Below are 17,058 nucleotides of genomic sequence, written 5' to 3'. Positions count from 1 at the left end.
ACCGCGGCCTGGTCATGCGCAGGTCTAACGGTGCTACTTGATTAGTCATTACACCAGCTCCCACTCGACAGTGAACAGCGTGCGCTCCTCGACCTGCTGTTGGAGTTGCACTTCAAGCTGGCTGATCAAGTCATTGCGCTGCGCTTCGACTTCGTCCTGCCGGGCAAACAACTCGCGGCGCAGCTTGCTGCGCTTACTCTCCAGTTCGCGCTGCTTCTTCTGCCATGACAACTTTTCTTCCAGCGTCGGCGAGGTCGCGGCGGTTCGGCGCACCTCCTTGATCTCGCGGTCGATCTCCTTGATCTCCTGCTCCAGACCGAGCTTCAGGTCGTCCGCCCAGGCATCCAGCTTCTGGACTTCCTGCTCGAAGTAGCCGAGGTTGCGCTCGTTGACGTCGCGCAGGAGTGCGGTCTTGCGGGCTTCCACGTCGGCCAGCAGGGTGGCATCAGGGGCGTTGAACAGACTGGCCGCCTGCGTGGTCGCGGGCAGGCGCAGCAGTTTTTCCGGGTCTTCTTCCGCGAGCACGACGCCGTCGGTCGTGCCCGCCGCAACCAGCAGATGTTGCTCCTGGTTGCCGAGTGTCTCGACCGAGATTAGCTTCACGGTGAGCCATCCGGCCTTGCCGCGCCAGGCTTCAAGCGTGCTGATCTTTGCACCGTGGGCGTTGTAGTCGAACACAAGACGAGCCCCGTTGAGTGCGCGAGCCTTGGCCTGCTCGATGCCCCATCGCGCCAGCGGATGATTGATGCGGTATAGATGCGCGTCGCCGGAGCGGCGGGGCAATTCGTAGCGCCCCAGCTCGATGCCCGCGAGGCCGCCGTGCTCGACTCCAGTCGGTATGTGGCGGAGATCGAAGCCGTCGTCATCGAACGCGGCGCAATGGACCAGTTCGGCGCGGGTCAAGTCCATCAGCATGCGCTCGAAGCGGTTGCGCGCGTTGCGGCTGTCGTCGGCCCGCATGCGCAGCTTCTCCTGCACCTCCTCATCGAAGTTCTCAAGCAGTACCTGGCGCGTCTTGACCATCGCCTCGTTGATTTCGCCGGAGAGGTCGAGCTGGAGTTGCTCGAAGCTGGACTTGATTTCCTCGGGCTCTCGGCAGTTCTGGTAGATCTCGGCGATACGCCGCTCGAAATCGACACCGGAGCCGATGGCACCCAGCACTTCGTCGCTAGCCCCAAACACGCCCTCGAAGAGCTGGAACTTCTGCGACAGCAGCTCGTACACCCGTGCATCGGCCTCATTGCTGCGGTCGACGAAGTTGACCACCACCACGTCGTGCTTCTGACCGTAGCGGTGGCAGCGCCCGATGCGCTGCTCGATGCGCTGCGGGTTCCACGGCAGGTCGTAGTTGATGACGAGCGAGCAGAACTGGAGGTTGATGCCTTCGGCTCCGGCCTCGGTGGCAATCATGACCTTGCCACGCTCCTTGAAGTGCTCGACCAGTGCCGCACGGGTGTCGGCGGTCTTGGAGCCGGTGATGCGGTCGGTGCCTTCGTGACGCTTCAGCCAGTCCTTGTAGATCGCCTGCGCACGCTGGTCGCTATTGGTGCCGTTGAAGAGCACGATGCCGTCGCCGTATGGCGTGTCGGCCAGCAAGTTGAGGAGGTATTCCTGCGTGCGCTTGGACTCGGTGAAGATGATGGCCTTCCTGGGCGCGCCTAGCCGATCCAGTTCGGCGAAGGCTCGATCCAGCGCGGTGAACAGTGCCTTGCCCTTCGCGTTGTCCCGGATGTTGGTTGCCAGCGTTTTGAAGTGGCGAAGCTCCTCGATCTCCTCCGCGATGGCATCGCGTTCCAAGCGGCTCGGTGCTGCGACGTCTGAGCCTTGGTCGTTCCACTCATCGGCGGTTTCGTCGAGCGACTCGTAGTCCTCATCGAGTTCCTCGGCCAGATCGGGAACCTCGGTGGTTTTGTCGAGCACACCCTGGAGGCGCTTGGCCATTGTCTCCAGCGCACCCGCAATCGCGTGCGTGCTGGAGGCAAGCAGCTTCCACAGCACGAGTGAAATCAGTTGGCGCTGCCCGTCGGGCAGGGCCTTGAGGTTGGGGCGGCGCAGATAATCGGCGACGAGCCTGGAAAGTTCCTGCTCTTCACTCGATGGCGTGAACTCCTCGACGATGGCCCTGCGTGCTGTGTACGAAACGTAGGGCTGAACCTGTTTGCGCAGGGTGCGCTTGCAGATGGGCGCCAGCCGGTCACGCAGGCTGCTGAAGGATTGCTCTCTGCCGGTGAACTGCGAGCGGAAGCTATCAAGGTCTCCGAACACGCGGTCATCGATGAAGCTGACCAGCCCATAGAGTTCGAGCAGCGAGTTCTGCAACGGCGTCGCGGTCAGGAGCGCCTTGGAGTGAACGCGCGACAACGCCTCCTTGAGGGTCTTGGCGATGACGTTGCTGGTTTTGTAGACGTTGCGCAGGCGATGCGCTTCGTCGAGGACGACCAAGTCCCAGTCGATGCCCTTGACATCGTCAGCCTTGGCCTTCGCGAACTGGTAGGAACAGATGATCGGACCGGAGGCGAACAGGAACGGGTTCCGCTGCTCCTGTTTGCGGATCGCGTTGTAGCTTTTGGCTTCGAGGATCAGCCCTTGCAGGCCGAACTTGTCCTGCAGCTCTTGGTGCCATTGCTTGCGCAGGTTCGCTGGAACGATGATGAGCACCTTCCGCCGCCGTTCCGCCCAGCGTTGGGAGATGACCAAGCCGGCTTCGATGGTCTTGCCTAGACCAACCTCGTCGGCGAGGATCACGCCGCGTGAGAGGGGGTTGCGGCAAGCGAAGAGCGCGGCCTCGACCTGATGGGGATTCAGATCGACCTGCGAATCGACCAAAGTCGAAGCCAGCGACTCCACGGAGTCGCCTGCTGCACGCCTGGTCAGCAGCCAAGCAAAGTACTGGCTCTGGTGCGGCGTCAGAAGCTGCTGTGTCGTCAACGGCGATCCTCCCCTTAGTTCTTCCCCGAGCGTGATTCGGCGGCTGGCATGGTCCGCGCTCACTCGGCCTCCGGCTTCTTCTTGTTGATGCTTTCGGCGATCCACCGATCCAGCTCCGAGCGGCGAAAGCGCCAGGTTCCCCCAAGCTTGAACGCCGGAATCTCTCCTTTCTGGGCAAGGCGATAGACCGTCCGTTTGCCGGCTTTGAGGTAGGCCGCGACTTCCTCCAGCGTGAGGATCTCGCTTTCGACTTCACTCATCTGAAAACCATCTGGTTTGGTCTTTCGTGACTTTGGATTGCCAAGTTTGCCCAATTCTACCAAAGGGTGGTAGGCGCTAGCCAACAAGAAATCCACCAGGCATTGCGCGAATGTTGGCCAGCGCGACCAACAAATCCGGTCATGCCGTAGTTCCCATTTCCTGCGGCGCAAAGCGAGAGCGCGCCACAGCATCTGGCCATCCGCTTCAACGGGGAATGGCACGATGGGACAGACCAACCGCCGCACATCCGCATGGCCTGCGCTTGCCGTGGTGTTGGCTGTGTCGTTCTCGGCGCTGCAGCCTGCCGTCGCCGCCGACAGCCTCGCCATGGAGCGTGAGCAGCTCGCCGCGCTCGCCCGCCAACTCGACCTGATCGACCGCCTCGCCGAGCACGCCGCCCATACCGCTCCGCAGGAACGCGCCCGCTACCACTTCGACTACGCCCGGCTGCGCGCCGACCTGAAGCGCGTTCGCGCCGGCCTGCAGGACTACCTCGTGCCCCAGCGCGCCCAGCCGCGCGATCCCGTCCCGATGGCCGGCGATTACGTCCGCCGCGACCGCGCCCACGACGAGGAGCCGTCGCCATGACGCCCTCTGCCGATCAGGTCGCCGCCTTCCAGGCCAACGGCGGCTTTGCGCCTTCGGCCGTCTCTGCCGTGGTGCTCGCTTTCGTGTTCGCCGTGTTGCTGCTGTGGGGCGTGTGGGCCATGCGCACCGCCTACGTCGGCTGGGCCGAGTACCGCATCACTGAACGTCAGTTCCTCGCCGTCGTCGTGCGCTTCGTGGCGATGTACCTGGTGCTGACCTTCTTTCTCCTCTCCTGACCGTCACGAAGGGCCACACGCCATGAACACTCCAACGACATCCCATCGCATTCCGTTCCGCATCGCCGCACCGCTGCTGCCGCTGGCGCTCGCGGGCCTGCCGCTGTCGGCCTTCGCGCAGGGCCTGCCGACCATGGAAGACCCATCGCGTGGCCAGGGCAGCGGCATCCTGCAGACCTTGCAGAACTACGGCTACGACATCGTGCTGCTGATCGCGCTGCTCGTGGTCGCCTCGATGTTCGTCGGCGTCTGCTATCACGCCTACACGCGCTACTCGGAGATCCACACCGGCCGCGCCACCTGGGGACAGTTCGGCCTGACGGTCGCCGTGGGCGCGATCCTCCTGGTGGTCGGCATCTGGCTGCTCACCAAGGCCACCGGCGTGCTGTGAGGGCGGCAAGCGATGGCCGTCCCTTCGGAGACCCCGCAAGACACGCTGGTGACCTTCCTGCCGCATCGGCTGAACCGCCAGCCGGTGGTCGTGCGCGGGCTGACCGCCGACGAGTTGTGGATCTGCGCCGGCCTGTCGGCCGCAGCCGGGTTCGCGCTCGGCCTGCCGCTGGCCTGGCTCACGCACAGCATCGCCATGGTGCCCACGCTGATCGTCGCCGGTATCGCGCTGGGCGTCTTCGTCGGCGGCGGCTTCCTGCGCGCGCAGAAGCGCGGCCGGCCCGACACCTGGCTCTACCGGCAGCTCCAGTGGCGACTGGCATTGCGGCACCCGGCGCTGGCAGCGCTCCTGGGCGGCCAGCGCCTCATCACCCGCTCGGGCTATTGGACGACCCGGCGCAACGCCGATCGAGGTGCGCCATGAGCGCGCCCGCACGGCCGCCCGAAGGGCGCGCGAACCTCCCTCGGGGAGGATGTCGCGTCAGCGACAGGAGGGTAGTTCAGTGAGCCGTTTCAAGAACGAGGTTGCGCACCTGCAGGCGCACGTGAAGACGTTGCGTCTGGGGGCCGGCGCGTTGTTCGTGGTGGCGCTGCTGCTCGGCTTCGGTTGGTGGAGTGCGCCGAAGAGTCTCACCATCCATGTGCCGCCGGACCTGCGCTCGGGCAGCACGCGCAAGTGGTGGGACGTGCCGCCCGAGAGCGTGTATGCCTTCTCGTTCTACATCTGGCAGCAGATGCAGCGCTGGCCCACGAACGGCGAAGAGGACTATCCGCGCAACCTGCGTGCGCTGTCGGCCTACCTGACGCCGAGCTGCCGGGCCTTCCTGCAACAGGACTACGAGTACCGGCGCGCCAGTGGCGAGCTGCGTCAGCGCGTGCGCGGCATCTACGAGATTCCCGGCCGCGGCTATGGCGACGCTCCGGCCACGCGCGTCAAGGTGGTTTCCGACCGCGATTGGATCGTCACGCTCGACGTGAGCGCGGACGAATACTACGGCTCCGAGCAGGTCAAGCGCGCCCTGGTGCGCTACCCCATCAAGGTCGTCCGGCTCGACACCGACCCCGAGCGCAACCCCTTCGGCCTGGCGCTGGACTGCTACGCCGGCGCACCCCAGCGCATCGAACCGCCGCCGACGCCGACCCAGGCCGGCGCGCCCGCCAACGCCTCCGGCCACCTGCAGGGAGACTCCCCATGAAGCCCGTTAACTGGTCGGCCCTGGCCGGCGTCCTGCTGATCCTCGGTGTCGTGCCGGCCAGCCAGGCCGTGGAAATCCTGCGCTGGGAGCGCCTGCCCCTGCCGGTGCCGCTGGTGGTCGGTCAGGAGCGCGTGGTCTTCATCGACCGCAATGTGCGCGTCGGCGTGCCGGCCAGCGTCGGCGACCACCTGCGCGTGCAGAGTGCCGGCGGCGCGATCTACCTGCGGGCGAGCGAGCCGATTCCGCCCACGCGGCTGCAACTGCAGGACGTGGAATCCGGCGCGCTGATCCTGCTCGACATCGCCGCCGAGCCGGCGAAGGACGGCCAGGCGCCGCTGGAGCCGGTGCGCATCGTGGAAGCGGAAGCCCCCGCGAAGCGCTACGGCGGCGGTGAAGCAGGCGGCGCGGACGAGCAGGCCATTGCGCCGGCAGACAAATCCCTTCCCCGGCGCGAAACGCCGGTACCGGTCGTGCTGACGCGCCATGCCGCGCAGAGCCTGTACGCGCCGCTGCGCACCGTCGAGCCTGTCGCCGGCATCGGGCGCGTGAACCTGCGCCGCGGCCTCGCGCTGGACACCTTGCTGCCGACGCTGCCGGTGCACGCGCGAGCACTGGCCGCGTGGCGCCTGGAAGACCAGTGGGTGACGGCCGTGCGACTCACCAACACCTCGGCGCGCTGGCTCGACCTCGACCCGCGCGCCCTGCAGGGGAACTTCGTGGCGGCGACCTTCCAGCATCCGAACCTGGGGCCGGTCGGTACCCCGTCCGACACCACGGTGCTCTACCTGGTCACGCGCGGCCACGGCCTGGCCGAGTCGCTGCTGCCGGCGCTGAGCCCGATCGACGCCACCGCGAACCTGCCGCCGGCCGCCGCGGCCGGCTCGACCGGAGGAGCGCGCGATGAAGAGTAATCCGCTGCTCAAGTGGCTGCTGATCCCGATGGCGCTGCTGCTGGTGTTCGTCGGCATCAAACTGTTCTCCGGCGCGCCCGGCGGCCAGCCCGCCCCCAAGGGCGCGGCCAGTACGCTCACGCCCGAGGAGATGAAAGCCCTGGGCATCGCAGGCGACACGCCGCGCGATACCGTCGCCACGCTGGTGGCCCAGGTGAAGCAGTTGCGCACCGAGCTGCAGAGCGCGCTCGGCGACAACAAGCAGCACAAGGCCGAGAACGAGCGCCTGCGTGCGCGGGAAAGCGCGATCGACCAACGCATCCAGAGCGCGCTGGAAGGCGAGCGCAACCGCCTGGAGCAGGAGCGCACCCAGGTGGCCAGCGACAGGCAGCAGACCCAGGGGCTGCTGCAGGATCTGCAGCGGCAACTGGACGGCCTTGCCGGCAAGGGTGGCCCGTCCGACCTGCCCGTCGGGCTGGGGCTGGAAGAGGGTGACGGCAAGCGCTTCAACCGCGGCACCAGTGGCACGCAGTGGGTCGAGCCAGACGATGCCAAGGTCGACGCCAAGAACGGCAACAAGGAGCCGAGCTTTCCCCTGAGCTTCGGGCCGGCCCAGAAAAGCCTGTCGGCCGCAGTGGAATCCGTCGCCGACGTCGGCAGCCGCGCCGTGGGCGCATCCACGAAGGCGGTCTACACCGTGCCGTCGAACTCAACGCTCATGGGGTCGATTGCCATGACGGCGCTGATCGGGCGCGTGCCGATCGACGGAACCGTCAACGACCCGTACCCGTTCAAGGTGTTGATCGGCCTGGACAACCTCACGGCCAACGGCATCGACATCCCCGACGTGGCCGGCGCCGTGGTCAGCGGCACGGCCTCGGGCGACTGGACGCTCTCGTGCGTGCGCGGGCAAATCCGCTCGGTCACGTTCGTGTTCCAGGACGGCACCATCCGCACGGTGCCGGAGGACCGCAGCAAGGGCGGCAGCAACAGCGGCAACTCGGGGCACAACGGCGCCAGCATCCAGGGCGGCCTGGGCTGGATCAGCGACCCCTACGGCATTCCGTGCGTCAGCGGCGAGCGACGCAGCAACGCCCAGCAGTACCTGGGCAGCCAGGCGCTCATCACCGCAGCCGGCGCCGGCGTGGCCTCGCTCATCAAGTCCGACAACGGCAGCGTGGCCGTGGTCGCCAACAGCAACGGCTCGCTGGGCACCGTCGGCATCAGCGGCAACGAAGCGATGGGCCGCATCCTCGCGGGCGGCGTGCGCGACATGGCCGATTGGGTCAACAAGCTCTACGGCCAGGCCTTCGCGGCGGTCTACGTGCAGCCCGGCGCCAAGGTGGCCGTGCATCTGGAGCAGCCGCTCGACATCGACTACGACGCCAAGGGGCGTCGGGTTCACCACCGCACCGGAGAAGCCCATGCCTCGGATCTGGATTGACGCGGCCGCCGTGCTGCTGGCGGCCACCCTGCTCGGCGGCTGCGCTACCAGCAAGGAGAAGCTGCTGCCGCACGGCGACAGCACCATGCTCGACATCTGGCATCAGGAGACCGGCGGAAGCGCGGGCGGCGGCCAGGCCGCCCGGCAACTGCTCGATGCGCGCCAGGGCCTGCGCCGGCCGCTGGCCGATGCCGATGTGCAGGCGGCGCCCGGCGTGCAGGCGCGCTACACCCGTACCGCGCAGAACGAGATTCACCGCCAGTTCCACCGCCTGCCGAACCCCGACCTGGTGATGTACGTATTCCCGCACCTGGCGGGCACCGACCCGGTGCCGGTGCCCGGCTACAGCACGGTGTTCCCGCTCTACCAGCGCGTGCAGTACGCGATGCCGGGCGAGCGCGTGGAGGACTACTGATGGCCTGGTCGCTGCCGTGGTCACGCAAGTCCGACGCATCGCCTGTTGACGCCGCGGATGCGACCGATGATGCCTGGGCGCGGCACGTGACGGCGCTGGCGGCACAGGGTGTCGCCGAGCCGGGCAGCGCGCTCGGCCGGGGCCGGCGCAGGCCGGCCACCCAGGACGACCACGATGCGCTCTATGGCGTCGCGCCGTCGTTCGCGGACTTGCTGCCCTGGGTTGAGTACCTGCCCGGCAGCAAGTGCATGTTGCTGGAAGACGGCCAGTCGGTGGCGGCCTTCTTCGAACTGGCGCCGGTCGGCACCGAGGGCCGCGAGATGGCCTGGCTGTGGCAGGCGCGCGATGCGCTGGAGAACGCCCTGCAGGACTCCTTTGACGAGTTGGACGACAACCCCTGGGTGGTGCAGCTCTACGCCCAGGACGAGGCCGACTGGGACAACTATCTGCGCTCCCTGGCGAACTATCTGCAGCCGCGTGCGCAGGGCAGCGCGTTCAGCGACTTCTACCTGCGCTTCTTCGCCCATCACCTGCGGGCCATCGCCAAGCCGGGCGGCCTGTTCGAGGACACCACGGTGACGCGCCTGCCGTGGCGCGGCCAGGTGCGGCGCGTGCGCATGGTGGTCTACCGCCGCACGTCCGCAGCCCCGGCCCCGCGGCGCGGCCAGTCGCCCGAGCAGGCGCTGACCACGATCTGCGACCGCCTCGCCGGCGGGTTGGCCAATGCCGGCGTGAAAGCCCGACGGCTCGGCCCGGCGGACATCCACGCCTGGCTGCTGCGCTGGTTCAACCCGAATCCGACCCTGCTCGGCGCCACTGCCGAAGACCGCGAACGCTTCTACGCGCTGACCCGCTACCCGGAAGAGCGGGAGGAGGGCGAGCTCGAACTCGCCAGCGGCACCGACTTCGCGCAGCGCCTGTTCTTCGGCCAGCCCCGCTCGGACGTGCCCAACGGCCTGTGGTTCTTCGACGGCATGCCGCATCGGGTGATCGTGATGGATCGCCTGCGCACGCCACCCGTGACGGGCCATCTGACGGGCGAGACGCGCAAAGGCGGCGATGCGATGAACGCGCTGTTCGACCAGATGCCCGAGGACACGATGATGTGCCTGACGCTGGTCGCCACGCCCCAGGACGTGCTGGAGGCGCACCTCAACCACCTCGCCAGGAAGGCCGTCGGCGAGACCCTGGCCTCGGAGCAGGCCCGGCAGGACGTGCAGCAGGCGCGCGGCCTGATCGGCAGCGCGCACAAGCTCTACCGTGGCGCGCTGGCGTTCTACCTGCGTGGCCGCGATCTGGCCCAGCTCGATGCGCGCGGCCTGCAGCTCGTCAACGTGATGCTCAACGCCGGCCTGCAACCGGTACGCGAAGAGGACGAGGTGGCGCCGCTGAACAGCTATCTGCGCTGGCTGCCGTGCGTGTTCGACCCGGCTGCCGACAAGCGCCAGTGGTACACCCAGCTCATGTTCGCGCAACACGCGGCGAACCTGGCGCCGGTCTGGGGCCGCAGTCAGGGCACGGGGCATCCGGGCATCACGTTCTTCAACCGCGGCGGCGGTCCGATCACCTTCGATCCGTTGAACCGCCTCGACCGGCAGATGAACGCGCACCTGTTCCTGTTCGGTCCCACGGGTTCGGGCAAGAGCGCGACGCTCAACAACATCCTGAACCAGGTGACGGCGATCTATCGGCCGCGCCTGTTCATCGTCGAGGCTGGCAACAGCTTCGGCCTGTTCGGCGACTTCGCGGCACGGTTGGGCCTCACCGTGCATCGGGTGAAGCTCGCGCCCGGCGCGGGCGTCAGTCTGGCGCCGTTCGCCGACGCCTGGCGCCTGGTCGATACGCCGAGCCAGGTACAGACGCTGGACGCCGATGCGCTCGACGAAGACCAGACCGATGCCGGCATGGTCGTGGAAGGCGATGAGCAGCGCGACGTGCTCGGCGAGCTGGAGATCACTGCACGACTGATGATCACCGGCGGCGAGGACAAGGAAGAAGCGCGCATGACGCGCGCCGACCGCAGCCTGATCCGCCAGTGCATTCTCGATGCGGCACAGCACTGCGTAGCGGAGAAGCGCACGGTACTGACCCGCGATGTGCGCGAGGCGCTGCGCGAGCGCGCCCGCGATGCCACGCTGCCGGAGATGCGGCGCGCACGGCTGCTGGAGATGGCCGACGCCATGGACATGTTCTGCCAGGGCGTGGACGGCGAGATGTTCGACCGGTCCGGCACGCCGTGGCCCGAGGCGGACATCACCATCGTGGACCTGGCCACCTTCGCGCGCGAGGGCTACAACGCCCAACTCTCGATTGCCTACATCTCGCTCATCAACACCGTCAACAACATCGCCGAGCGCGACCAGTTCCTGGGCCGCCCGATCATCAACGTGACGGACGAAGGCCACATCATCACGAAGAACCCCCTGCTCGCGCCCTACGTGGTCAAGATCACCAAGATGTGGCGCAAGCTCGGCGCCTGGTTCTGGCTCGCCACGCAGAACCTGGACGACTTGCCGAAAGCGGCCGAGCCCATGCTCAACATGATCGAGTGGTGGATCTGCCTGTCGATGCCACCCGATGAAGTCGAGAAGATCGCGCGCTTCCGCGAACTCAACGCTTCGCAGCAGGCGCTGATGCTCTCGGCACGCAAGGAGGCCGGCAAGTTCAGCGAGGGCGTCATCCTGTCCAAGTCGATGGAAGTGCTGTTCCGCGCTGTGCCGCCCAGCCTCTACCTGGCGATGGCGATGACCGAGCCCGAGGAGAAGGCCGAACGCTTCCAGTTGATGCAGCAGCACGGCATCAGCGAGCTGGATGCCGCCTTCCGCGTGGCCGAGAAGATCGACCGTGCGCGGGGCATCGAACCGCTGGCGCTGGACACGTTGGCCTGACGGGAGCGACACGATGCGCATGCCTTCATTCGCCCGCTGTCATCCCTGGGTCGGCCTGCTGATCGTGGTGACGATTGCGGTTGCCTCGTGGATGCTGCTGCGCGTGCCGCATCCGGCGACCGACCCCGTGTCCCTGGCCGTCGCCGGGTCCGAAGCGTCGAAACCGGCTGGCCCTCCCTGGCTGTATGGCCGTGCCGATGCGCGCTTCACGGTGGTCGGGTACGCCGACCTGGAGTGTCCGTACTGCCGGGCCTACTTCCCCGCGCTCAAGCGCTGGATCGACGCCCATCCCGAGGTGAACTGGCAGTGGCACCACCTGCCTCTGTCCATGCACGAGCCGGCCGCGACTGCCGGGGCACGCCTAGCCGAGTGCGCGGGCGAGACGGGCGGACATGCCACGTTCTGGCAGGCCGTGGCATGGCTCTACTCGAACACCCGTGGCGACGGCCAGGGCCTGCCGGAGGGCCTGCGCTATCCCGACCTCACGCCAGCCATGCAGGGTTGTCTCGGCAGCGAGCGCCCGGATGCCGTAGTCCATGCCCAGGCGGTGGAAGCCGCACAGCAGGGCATCGCGGCCACGCCGGCCCTGCAACTGCGCGACCGCGAGTCCGGCAAGACCCTCCTGCTGCACGGTCCCGTCGAAGGCGATGCCTTGCTGTCGGCCATCGACCTGCTCGCCGCCGGCAGCACGACCGTAGCCGACCCCGCCCATTCCCCAGACATGCCCGCCGGCGTTGCCGGTGACATGCCCAGGTAGCCATGGATCTTCAAGGCTGCGGCGCGGCTTGTCCGCGTTGATCGAAACCCGTTCGCATCGCATCCCTTGACGCGAACAGCCACTGCATCCGCGGTGGTGGATGCCCGCTCGTCACCTGTTCCATCCCCATCGTCCCCAGGAGGGTTTGCCCTCCAGGGGCAGGCGCCCTCCGATCTCATCCATTGGAGGTTCGCCATGTCTCTTGTCATCGCCGACTCCCGCCCGGAGTCGCTCACCCTGATCGCCGCCCAGCACGAAGACTGGATCATCCAGCAGGCCATCACCCTGCTGGAGAACCGCGTGTTCAAGGCCGGTCCGGCGCTTGGCAGTCCCGCCGCCGTGCGCGACTACCTGCGCCTGAAACTGGTCGCGGAGCCGAACGAAATCTTCGCCGTCGTGTTTCTCGACAACCAGCACCAGGTGCTCGCCTACGAGCCGCTGTTCAAGGGCACGGTCGACCAGACTTCGGTGTATCCGAGGGTGGTGGTCCAGCGTGCGCTGGCGCTCAACGCTTCGGCGCTGATCCTGGCGCATCAGCATCCCTCGGGGAACACCGAGCCCTCGGCCGCTGATCGTGTGATCACCGAGCGGCTGAAGAGCGCCCTGGCCACCGTCGATGTCCGGGTGCTGGATCACTTCATCGTCGGCAAGGGCAGCCCGTACTCGTTCGCCGAAGCCGGCTTGTTGTAGTCCGCAGGCGCCCCTTCCGGGGGCGCCTTGCGTCTTGCCCCTATCCACGCGTTCGCGATGCGCTCTGATGGTCGCGACTTTCGGAAGCTTGGAAGGCTTGTGGGATAGGCGGCTGAACCGGCCTTTACCTGTTGAGAAGCACACCTTTACATGGCAGAATCTGCATATTTTCTAGTTGCCAGCAACGCGAATGTCTGCCGTCACCGCCATCCAGTACACTCAGGACCAGATGCGCACGCTAACCGGCGTGTCCGTCGAAACGGTGCGGCATTGGCGCAAGACCGTGCCCTACTTGGCGTCCAAGACCGGGAAGGCTGCCCGATTCACCTTCGCGGATCTCCTAGGCTTGGCCGTTACCAATGAGTTGGTCAGCTCGTTGGGAGTGCACATCGCCACCGTCAGCGTCGGCGTTGACGCGCTCTTTCGGTTGCTGGGCACGAGTAGCGCATTGGCGCTGAATGGGTCCGTGGCGTTCGTGACGGCCACTTCGGCGACCCTGTGCGATATCGGCCCCGAGGGGATTGGACCGGCGCCGACGCAACCGACTCTCGTCATCCCGCTCGATCCGTTGATCATGCGGCTTCAGCAGCACATGCTGCCGATCGTCCCGACGCCGAGCCAGGCAGCGTTGCCGTTTCCACCCGAAGCTATCCGGAGTAGGGCGTGAACACTGCCACGCTGGAACAGGTGCTCGCCGCAACCGGCTACCTGCCGGACGGGCAACCCGCGCCCGGTCTTCGGTTGGGGGCCGAGGCGCAGTCCTCGCGCCACGGCCGCGTTTTTGTTCCGGACGCATTGTGGCGCAGCGCGTCGTCGTTGACCGTCTACTTCAAGTTTGAGCAAAGCGCGCCTGCAGACGATCTGGTCAGCCAGTGGCGACGAGAGGTCTGGAACGAGGGGTTCGCGCCGTTGCTGTGGGTGATCTCGCCGCAGCGTATCGACCTGTACAACGGTTTCGGCACACCCGCGAAAGAAGGCGATGCCCAGAGACATTTGATTCGGCGTTTCGAGAACATCGAAGCTTCGCTTCATGAACTGGACGAGTTGGCCGGCCGACTGGCGATCGAGACGGGCCAATTCTGGGCCCAGGTGCCGGCCATCGATCGCAAGACCAGCGTCGATCAGAAGCTCCTGTCTGACCTTGGATGTCTGGAACGCGATTTGGTCGCAGGCAATCTCGCGCGCGATGCGGCGCAGGCCTTGATTGGGCGCGTGATCTTCACCCAGTACCTGATTGACCGCGAGATCGTCAGTGCGGCGCGGTTGAAGCGGGTATGCGGCCGCACGGCGTTGCCGGCGATCCTGCGCGACCGGCCAGCGACCAGCAAGCTGTTCGCATGGCTGGCCCAGGCCTTCAACGGCGATATGTTTCCGCCCTCGTCGGTGAAAACGACACCAGCAGCTCACCATTTGACGCGGGTTGCGGAGTTCCTGGAGGCTGTCGATCCTGAAAGCGGGCAACTCAGCTTCTTCCCCTACCAGTTCGACGTGATTCCGGTCGAGCTCATCAGCTCGATCTACGAGCAGTTTGCACATGCTGAGCCGCAGACTGGAGGAAAGCGCACAGAAGCGTTGCGAAACGGCGTGCACTACACGCGACTGTCCGTCGTCTCGCTGGTCCTCGATGAGGTCATGGATGGTCTATCTGGACGGGAGTCGGTGCTGGATTTGACGTGCGGCTCCGGTGTCTTCCTGGTCGAAGCGCTGCGGCGCTTGGTTCATCTTCGCTCGCAAGGTCAGCCGCCCACGAGGGAGCTGATCCGCTCGACGCTCTACGGGCAGGTGTATGGCGTAGACATTAGCGAAGCCGCGATTCGCGTCGCTGCGTTCAGCCTGTACCTGGCTGCGCTTGAGCTGGACCCTGACCCGCAACCACCGCAGTCCCTGAAGTTCCAGCCATTGATCGGCAGGACATTGCTCGTCGGTGACGCTCGTACTGTCGAACGTGATGGAGATGGCAAGGCCGTGCTGGCGACGCCGACAGGGCTGAAGCAGTTCGACCTTATCGTGGGCAATCCCCCTTGGAGCTTTAGGGGGCAGACAGGAACCGAAGCGCGGCGCAAGACCAGGGTTGCGGGCGTACCTGCGCAACCGCGCGGTGAAGGCTTGGATTTCGTGTTGCGAGCGGCGGAGTTCTCACATGAGAAGACCCGTTTCGGCATCATTCTTAGCGCGATGCCGTTCTTCAGCCGCAGCGGCACCGGCATGGCAGCAGCTCAGCATGTGATGCGAGCCGTGGCTCCGATCACCTTGGTAAATCTGTCCAATTTGTGCAGTTGGCTCTTCGCGACAGCGGCCATGCCCGCAGTGGTTCTCTTTGCCCGTCATCGACCGAAGCAGCGAACGGATCAGGTCACGGTCGTTCAGATCCCGTGGACGCCCAGCGGTGCAAGGACTCATTCGTTCGAGGTGGCGCCGAGTGACGTCATCACTTTGACACTCGACGAAATCCAAGAACAGCCGTTGAAGCTCAAGGCAGCAGCCGTTGGCCGGCGCCGTGACCTCCTATTGCTGGATGACTTGACTTCGGCCCACAGAAATCTGGGCGAGCAACTCTCATTACTCGACACTACCTTCCAGGTTGGATTGATTCGCGGGGCCCCAGAGAATCAGACGCGCGATGCTCGCCCGCTAAAAGGATTGGATGTACTGCAAGTCAAAGACATGCAGCACTTCAACATTCCCGATGATTTGCCGACTTTCAGCCAATCGAAGGCACAATGGCCACGATCGCGGGAGATATATCAAGCCCCGCTTCTCATCGTGAAGGAAATGCTTCTGGGGAGTCCACGCGTCTTGGCGGCCGTCTCCGAGCGGGATCTCGTCTTCACGAACTCATACTTCGCAGTGTCTCTTCCGAGAGGGCACACGCGGACGGCACATTTGCTTGCCACCGTGTTGAGTTCTGCTTTTGCGACATGGTTCTTCTATCTGACCGCTGCAGAGTTTGGAATCTACAAGAGGAAGCTGCTGGCTCGCGACCTCAGCTTCCTACCGGTGCCTAATTTCACGAGCGCAGTGAAATCTGAGGCTGGCCAGCGCCTGCTGCAGATTGAGAAGAATCTGCGCGCCAACGGCACCGACGAGAGGGGATGGGCTGAACTGGACGAAGCTGTCTTCGATCTGTACGAACTGAACGATGCCGACCGAACTGTCATTCGAGACGGCCTCCTTCGCGCCGGGTGGCAATGGGAAACCGGCCGCGAATCATCCGTGGAGCCATCGGACAGTCGTACTGAGGTCACGGCGTATGCCAAGACGTTCCTGTCCGTTATCGAGGATTGGCTTTCCGTTCGCAATAAGCGGCACATGCGCGCCGAAGTGCTCGACTTGCCAAGCAGTTCGGCCTTGCGCGTCGTGCGCTTTGTCTTGGAAGAGGGGCCGGGTAATGCGAGCGTGAGCGTCGTGGCACCACAAGGCGAGTTGGGTGAAGTACTGGCACGTATCGGCAGGCGCCTGAAAGTCAAGATTGCGACCGCGCTCAGTGCAGAGCGGGAATTGCGAGTACACGGACGCAACGAAGTCGTGATCATCAAGCCAGCAGCGCGGCGCTACTGGATGGGCATAGCGGCACTGGAAGATGCCGATGCAGTGGTCGCGGAGAGCTTTTCAGGGGGCAAAGTTTGAGGATCCCCTATGAGACACCTCCTGCACTGGGCAGAGAGTTCATTGAACTTGAGCCCGAGGTTGTGGCGGTCATTCTGCTGACACTGGCCGCAGGTTGGCAGCGAGCATGCGCAGCCGAGGACGTGAATGCCAACGCTGGAGAGGTAATCATGACCGAGCGCCTGCGGGACGGGATGCGCATTGCGCTGAAGAACTCCCCGTGGAAGCAGATCATGGTGCTGCCTGGCACGGAATCGCGATCTAAAAGCAACGTGATGCTGCCAGACGGACGTACCGACATCCCGCTGGCGTTCGTCGAAATTTTCTTGCGCACGCAGGAGCATGATCCGCACGCGATCATCGAATGCAAACGAATCGCCGGGTCGGACACTCACTTGTGTCGAGAGTACGTCGTCGAGGGCATGGATCGATTCATCCAGGAGAAGTACGGCGAGAACCATGCTATCGGCTTCATGGTGGGGTACGTTCTTGCCGGCGTTCCTTCGGAATCCGCGGATGGCGTCAATGCTTACTTGAGAAGAGTTTCGCGCTCGGTAGATCGCCTCGCCCCGAGCGACATCAGTGACGGGACTTGGCAGAGCCTACACGCACGCTCCAAGCCGTCGATGCCGATTCGCTTACAGCATGCGTTTCTTGGGTTCGCGGGCACCTCAGCGTCCCGCACCTGATCTCCGCCTCCGACAGGAGGCAATCACAACGCTCACAACGGCATAGGGTATGAAACCGGCAGGGGCCGGATGCGGTTTCT

General features: G+C 65.4%; 16 protein-coding genes. 14 read left to right on the top strand and 2 right to left on the bottom strand.

Annotated features, from left to right (window positions below; genetic code table 11):
• Window positions 1–48: 48 nt before the first annotated feature.
• Window positions 49–2,928 (bottom strand): SNF2-related protein, encoded by a 2,880-nt coding sequence (locus GH664_RS05610; protein WP_025986382.1) that lies wholly within the window; start codon window positions 2,926–2,928, stop codon window positions 49–51.
• Window positions 2,929–2,987: 59 nt separating this feature from the next.
• Window positions 2,988–3,188, bottom strand: coding sequence for a helix-turn-helix domain-containing protein (locus tag GH664_RS05605; protein WP_003141001.1), 201 nt, complete (start codon window positions 3,186–3,188; stop codon window positions 2,988–2,990).
• 223 nt (window positions 3,189–3,411) lie between these two features.
• On the opposite strand from GH664_RS05605, the gene GH664_RS05600 reads away from it, so the two are divergent.
• From GH664_RS05600 to GH664_RS05535, 14 genes are all read left to right on the top strand, one after another.
• Window positions 3,412–3,777 carry an RAQPRD family integrative conjugative element protein gene (locus tag GH664_RS05600; RefSeq protein ID WP_016851981.1) on the top strand — a complete coding sequence of 122 codons (366 nt, stop codon included), beginning with the start codon at window positions 3,412–3,414 and terminating at the stop codon, window positions 3,775–3,777.
• Window positions 3,774–4,013, top strand: a complete 240-nt coding sequence (locus GH664_RS05595) for a TIGR03758 family integrating conjugative element protein (protein ID WP_074198369.1) — start codon at window positions 3,774–3,776, stop codon at window positions 4,011–4,013. Before GH664_RS05600 ends, GH664_RS05595 begins: the two co-directional genes overlap by 4 nt.
• 22 nt (window positions 4,014–4,035) lie before the next feature.
• Window positions 4,036–4,404: a TIGR03745 family integrating conjugative element membrane protein gene (locus GH664_RS05590; RefSeq protein WP_023093116.1), complete on the top strand. Its 369-nt coding sequence runs from the start codon at window positions 4,036–4,038 to the stop codon at window positions 4,402–4,404.
• A gap of 12 nt (window positions 4,405–4,416) precedes the next feature.
• A complete protein-coding gene (locus GH664_RS05585) occupies window positions 4,417–4,827 on the top strand; it encodes a TIGR03750 family conjugal transfer protein (RefSeq protein WP_153167118.1) in 411 nt (136 codons plus the stop codon).
• Window positions 4,828–4,906: 79 nt separating this feature from the next.
• On the top strand, window positions 4,907–5,599 hold the full coding sequence (locus GH664_RS05580) for a PFL_4703 family integrating conjugative element protein (RefSeq protein WP_153167117.1): 693 nt from the start codon (window positions 4,907–4,909) through the stop codon (window positions 5,597–5,599).
• Window positions 5,596–6,510, top strand: coding sequence for a TIGR03749 family integrating conjugative element protein (locus GH664_RS05575; protein WP_153167116.1), 915 nt, complete (start codon window positions 5,596–5,598; stop codon window positions 6,508–6,510). The genes GH664_RS05580 and GH664_RS05575 overlap by 4 nt, the downstream gene beginning before the upstream one ends.
• On the top strand, window positions 6,500–7,933 hold the full coding sequence (locus tag GH664_RS05570) for a TIGR03752 family integrating conjugative element protein (protein ID WP_153167115.1): 1,434 nt from the start codon (window positions 6,500–6,502) through the stop codon (window positions 7,931–7,933). The genes GH664_RS05575 and GH664_RS05570 overlap by 11 nt, the downstream gene beginning before the upstream one ends.
• The gene (locus tag GH664_RS05565) at window positions 7,914–8,348 is read left to right on the top strand and encodes a TIGR03751 family conjugal transfer lipoprotein (RefSeq protein ID WP_011829982.1); all 435 of its coding nucleotides are present in this window, start codon (window positions 7,914–7,916) and stop codon (window positions 8,346–8,348) included. Before GH664_RS05570 ends, GH664_RS05565 begins: the two co-directional genes overlap by 20 nt.
• Entirely contained in the window at window positions 8,348–11,236 is a 2,889-nt protein-coding gene (locus GH664_RS05560; protein ID WP_153167114.1) for a conjugative transfer ATPase, read from the top strand. The genes GH664_RS05565 and GH664_RS05560 overlap by 1 nt, the downstream gene beginning before the upstream one ends.
• Before the next feature lie 13 nt (window positions 11,237–11,249).
• On the top strand, window positions 11,250–11,993 hold the full coding sequence (locus GH664_RS05555) for a thioredoxin domain-containing protein (protein WP_086224253.1): 744 nt from the start codon (window positions 11,250–11,252) through the stop codon (window positions 11,991–11,993).
• A 195-nt stretch (window positions 11,994–12,188) separates the two neighbouring features.
• The gene (gene radC / locus GH664_RS05550; RefSeq protein ID WP_058163820.1) at window positions 12,189–12,683 is read left to right on the top strand and encodes a DNA repair protein RadC; all 495 of its coding nucleotides are present in this window, start codon (window positions 12,189–12,191) and stop codon (window positions 12,681–12,683) included.
• 190 nt (window positions 12,684–12,873) lie between these two features.
• Window positions 12,874–13,350, top strand: coding sequence for a MerR family transcriptional regulator (locus GH664_RS05545; protein WP_016446149.1), 477 nt, complete (start codon window positions 12,874–12,876; stop codon window positions 13,348–13,350).
• Window positions 13,347–16,310: a class I SAM-dependent DNA methyltransferase gene (locus GH664_RS05540; RefSeq protein WP_023443877.1), complete on the top strand. Its 2,964-nt coding sequence runs from the start codon at window positions 13,347–13,349 to the stop codon at window positions 16,308–16,310. Before GH664_RS05545 ends, GH664_RS05540 begins: the two co-directional genes overlap by 4 nt.
• 149 nt (window positions 16,311–16,459) lie before the next feature.
• Window positions 16,460–16,978, top strand: a complete 519-nt coding sequence (locus tag GH664_RS05535; RefSeq protein ID WP_013721898.1) for a hypothetical protein — start codon at window positions 16,460–16,462, stop codon at window positions 16,976–16,978.
• Window positions 16,979–17,058: the final 80 nt, after the last annotated feature.

This window comes from Thauera sp. 2A1, assembly GCF_009469595.2.
Lineage (GTDB): Bacteria > Pseudomonadota > Gammaproteobacteria > Burkholderiales > Rhodocyclaceae > Thauera.
The sequence above is the reverse complement of the archived record's forward strand: the minus strand, read 5'-3'. Positions and strand labels throughout refer to the sequence as shown.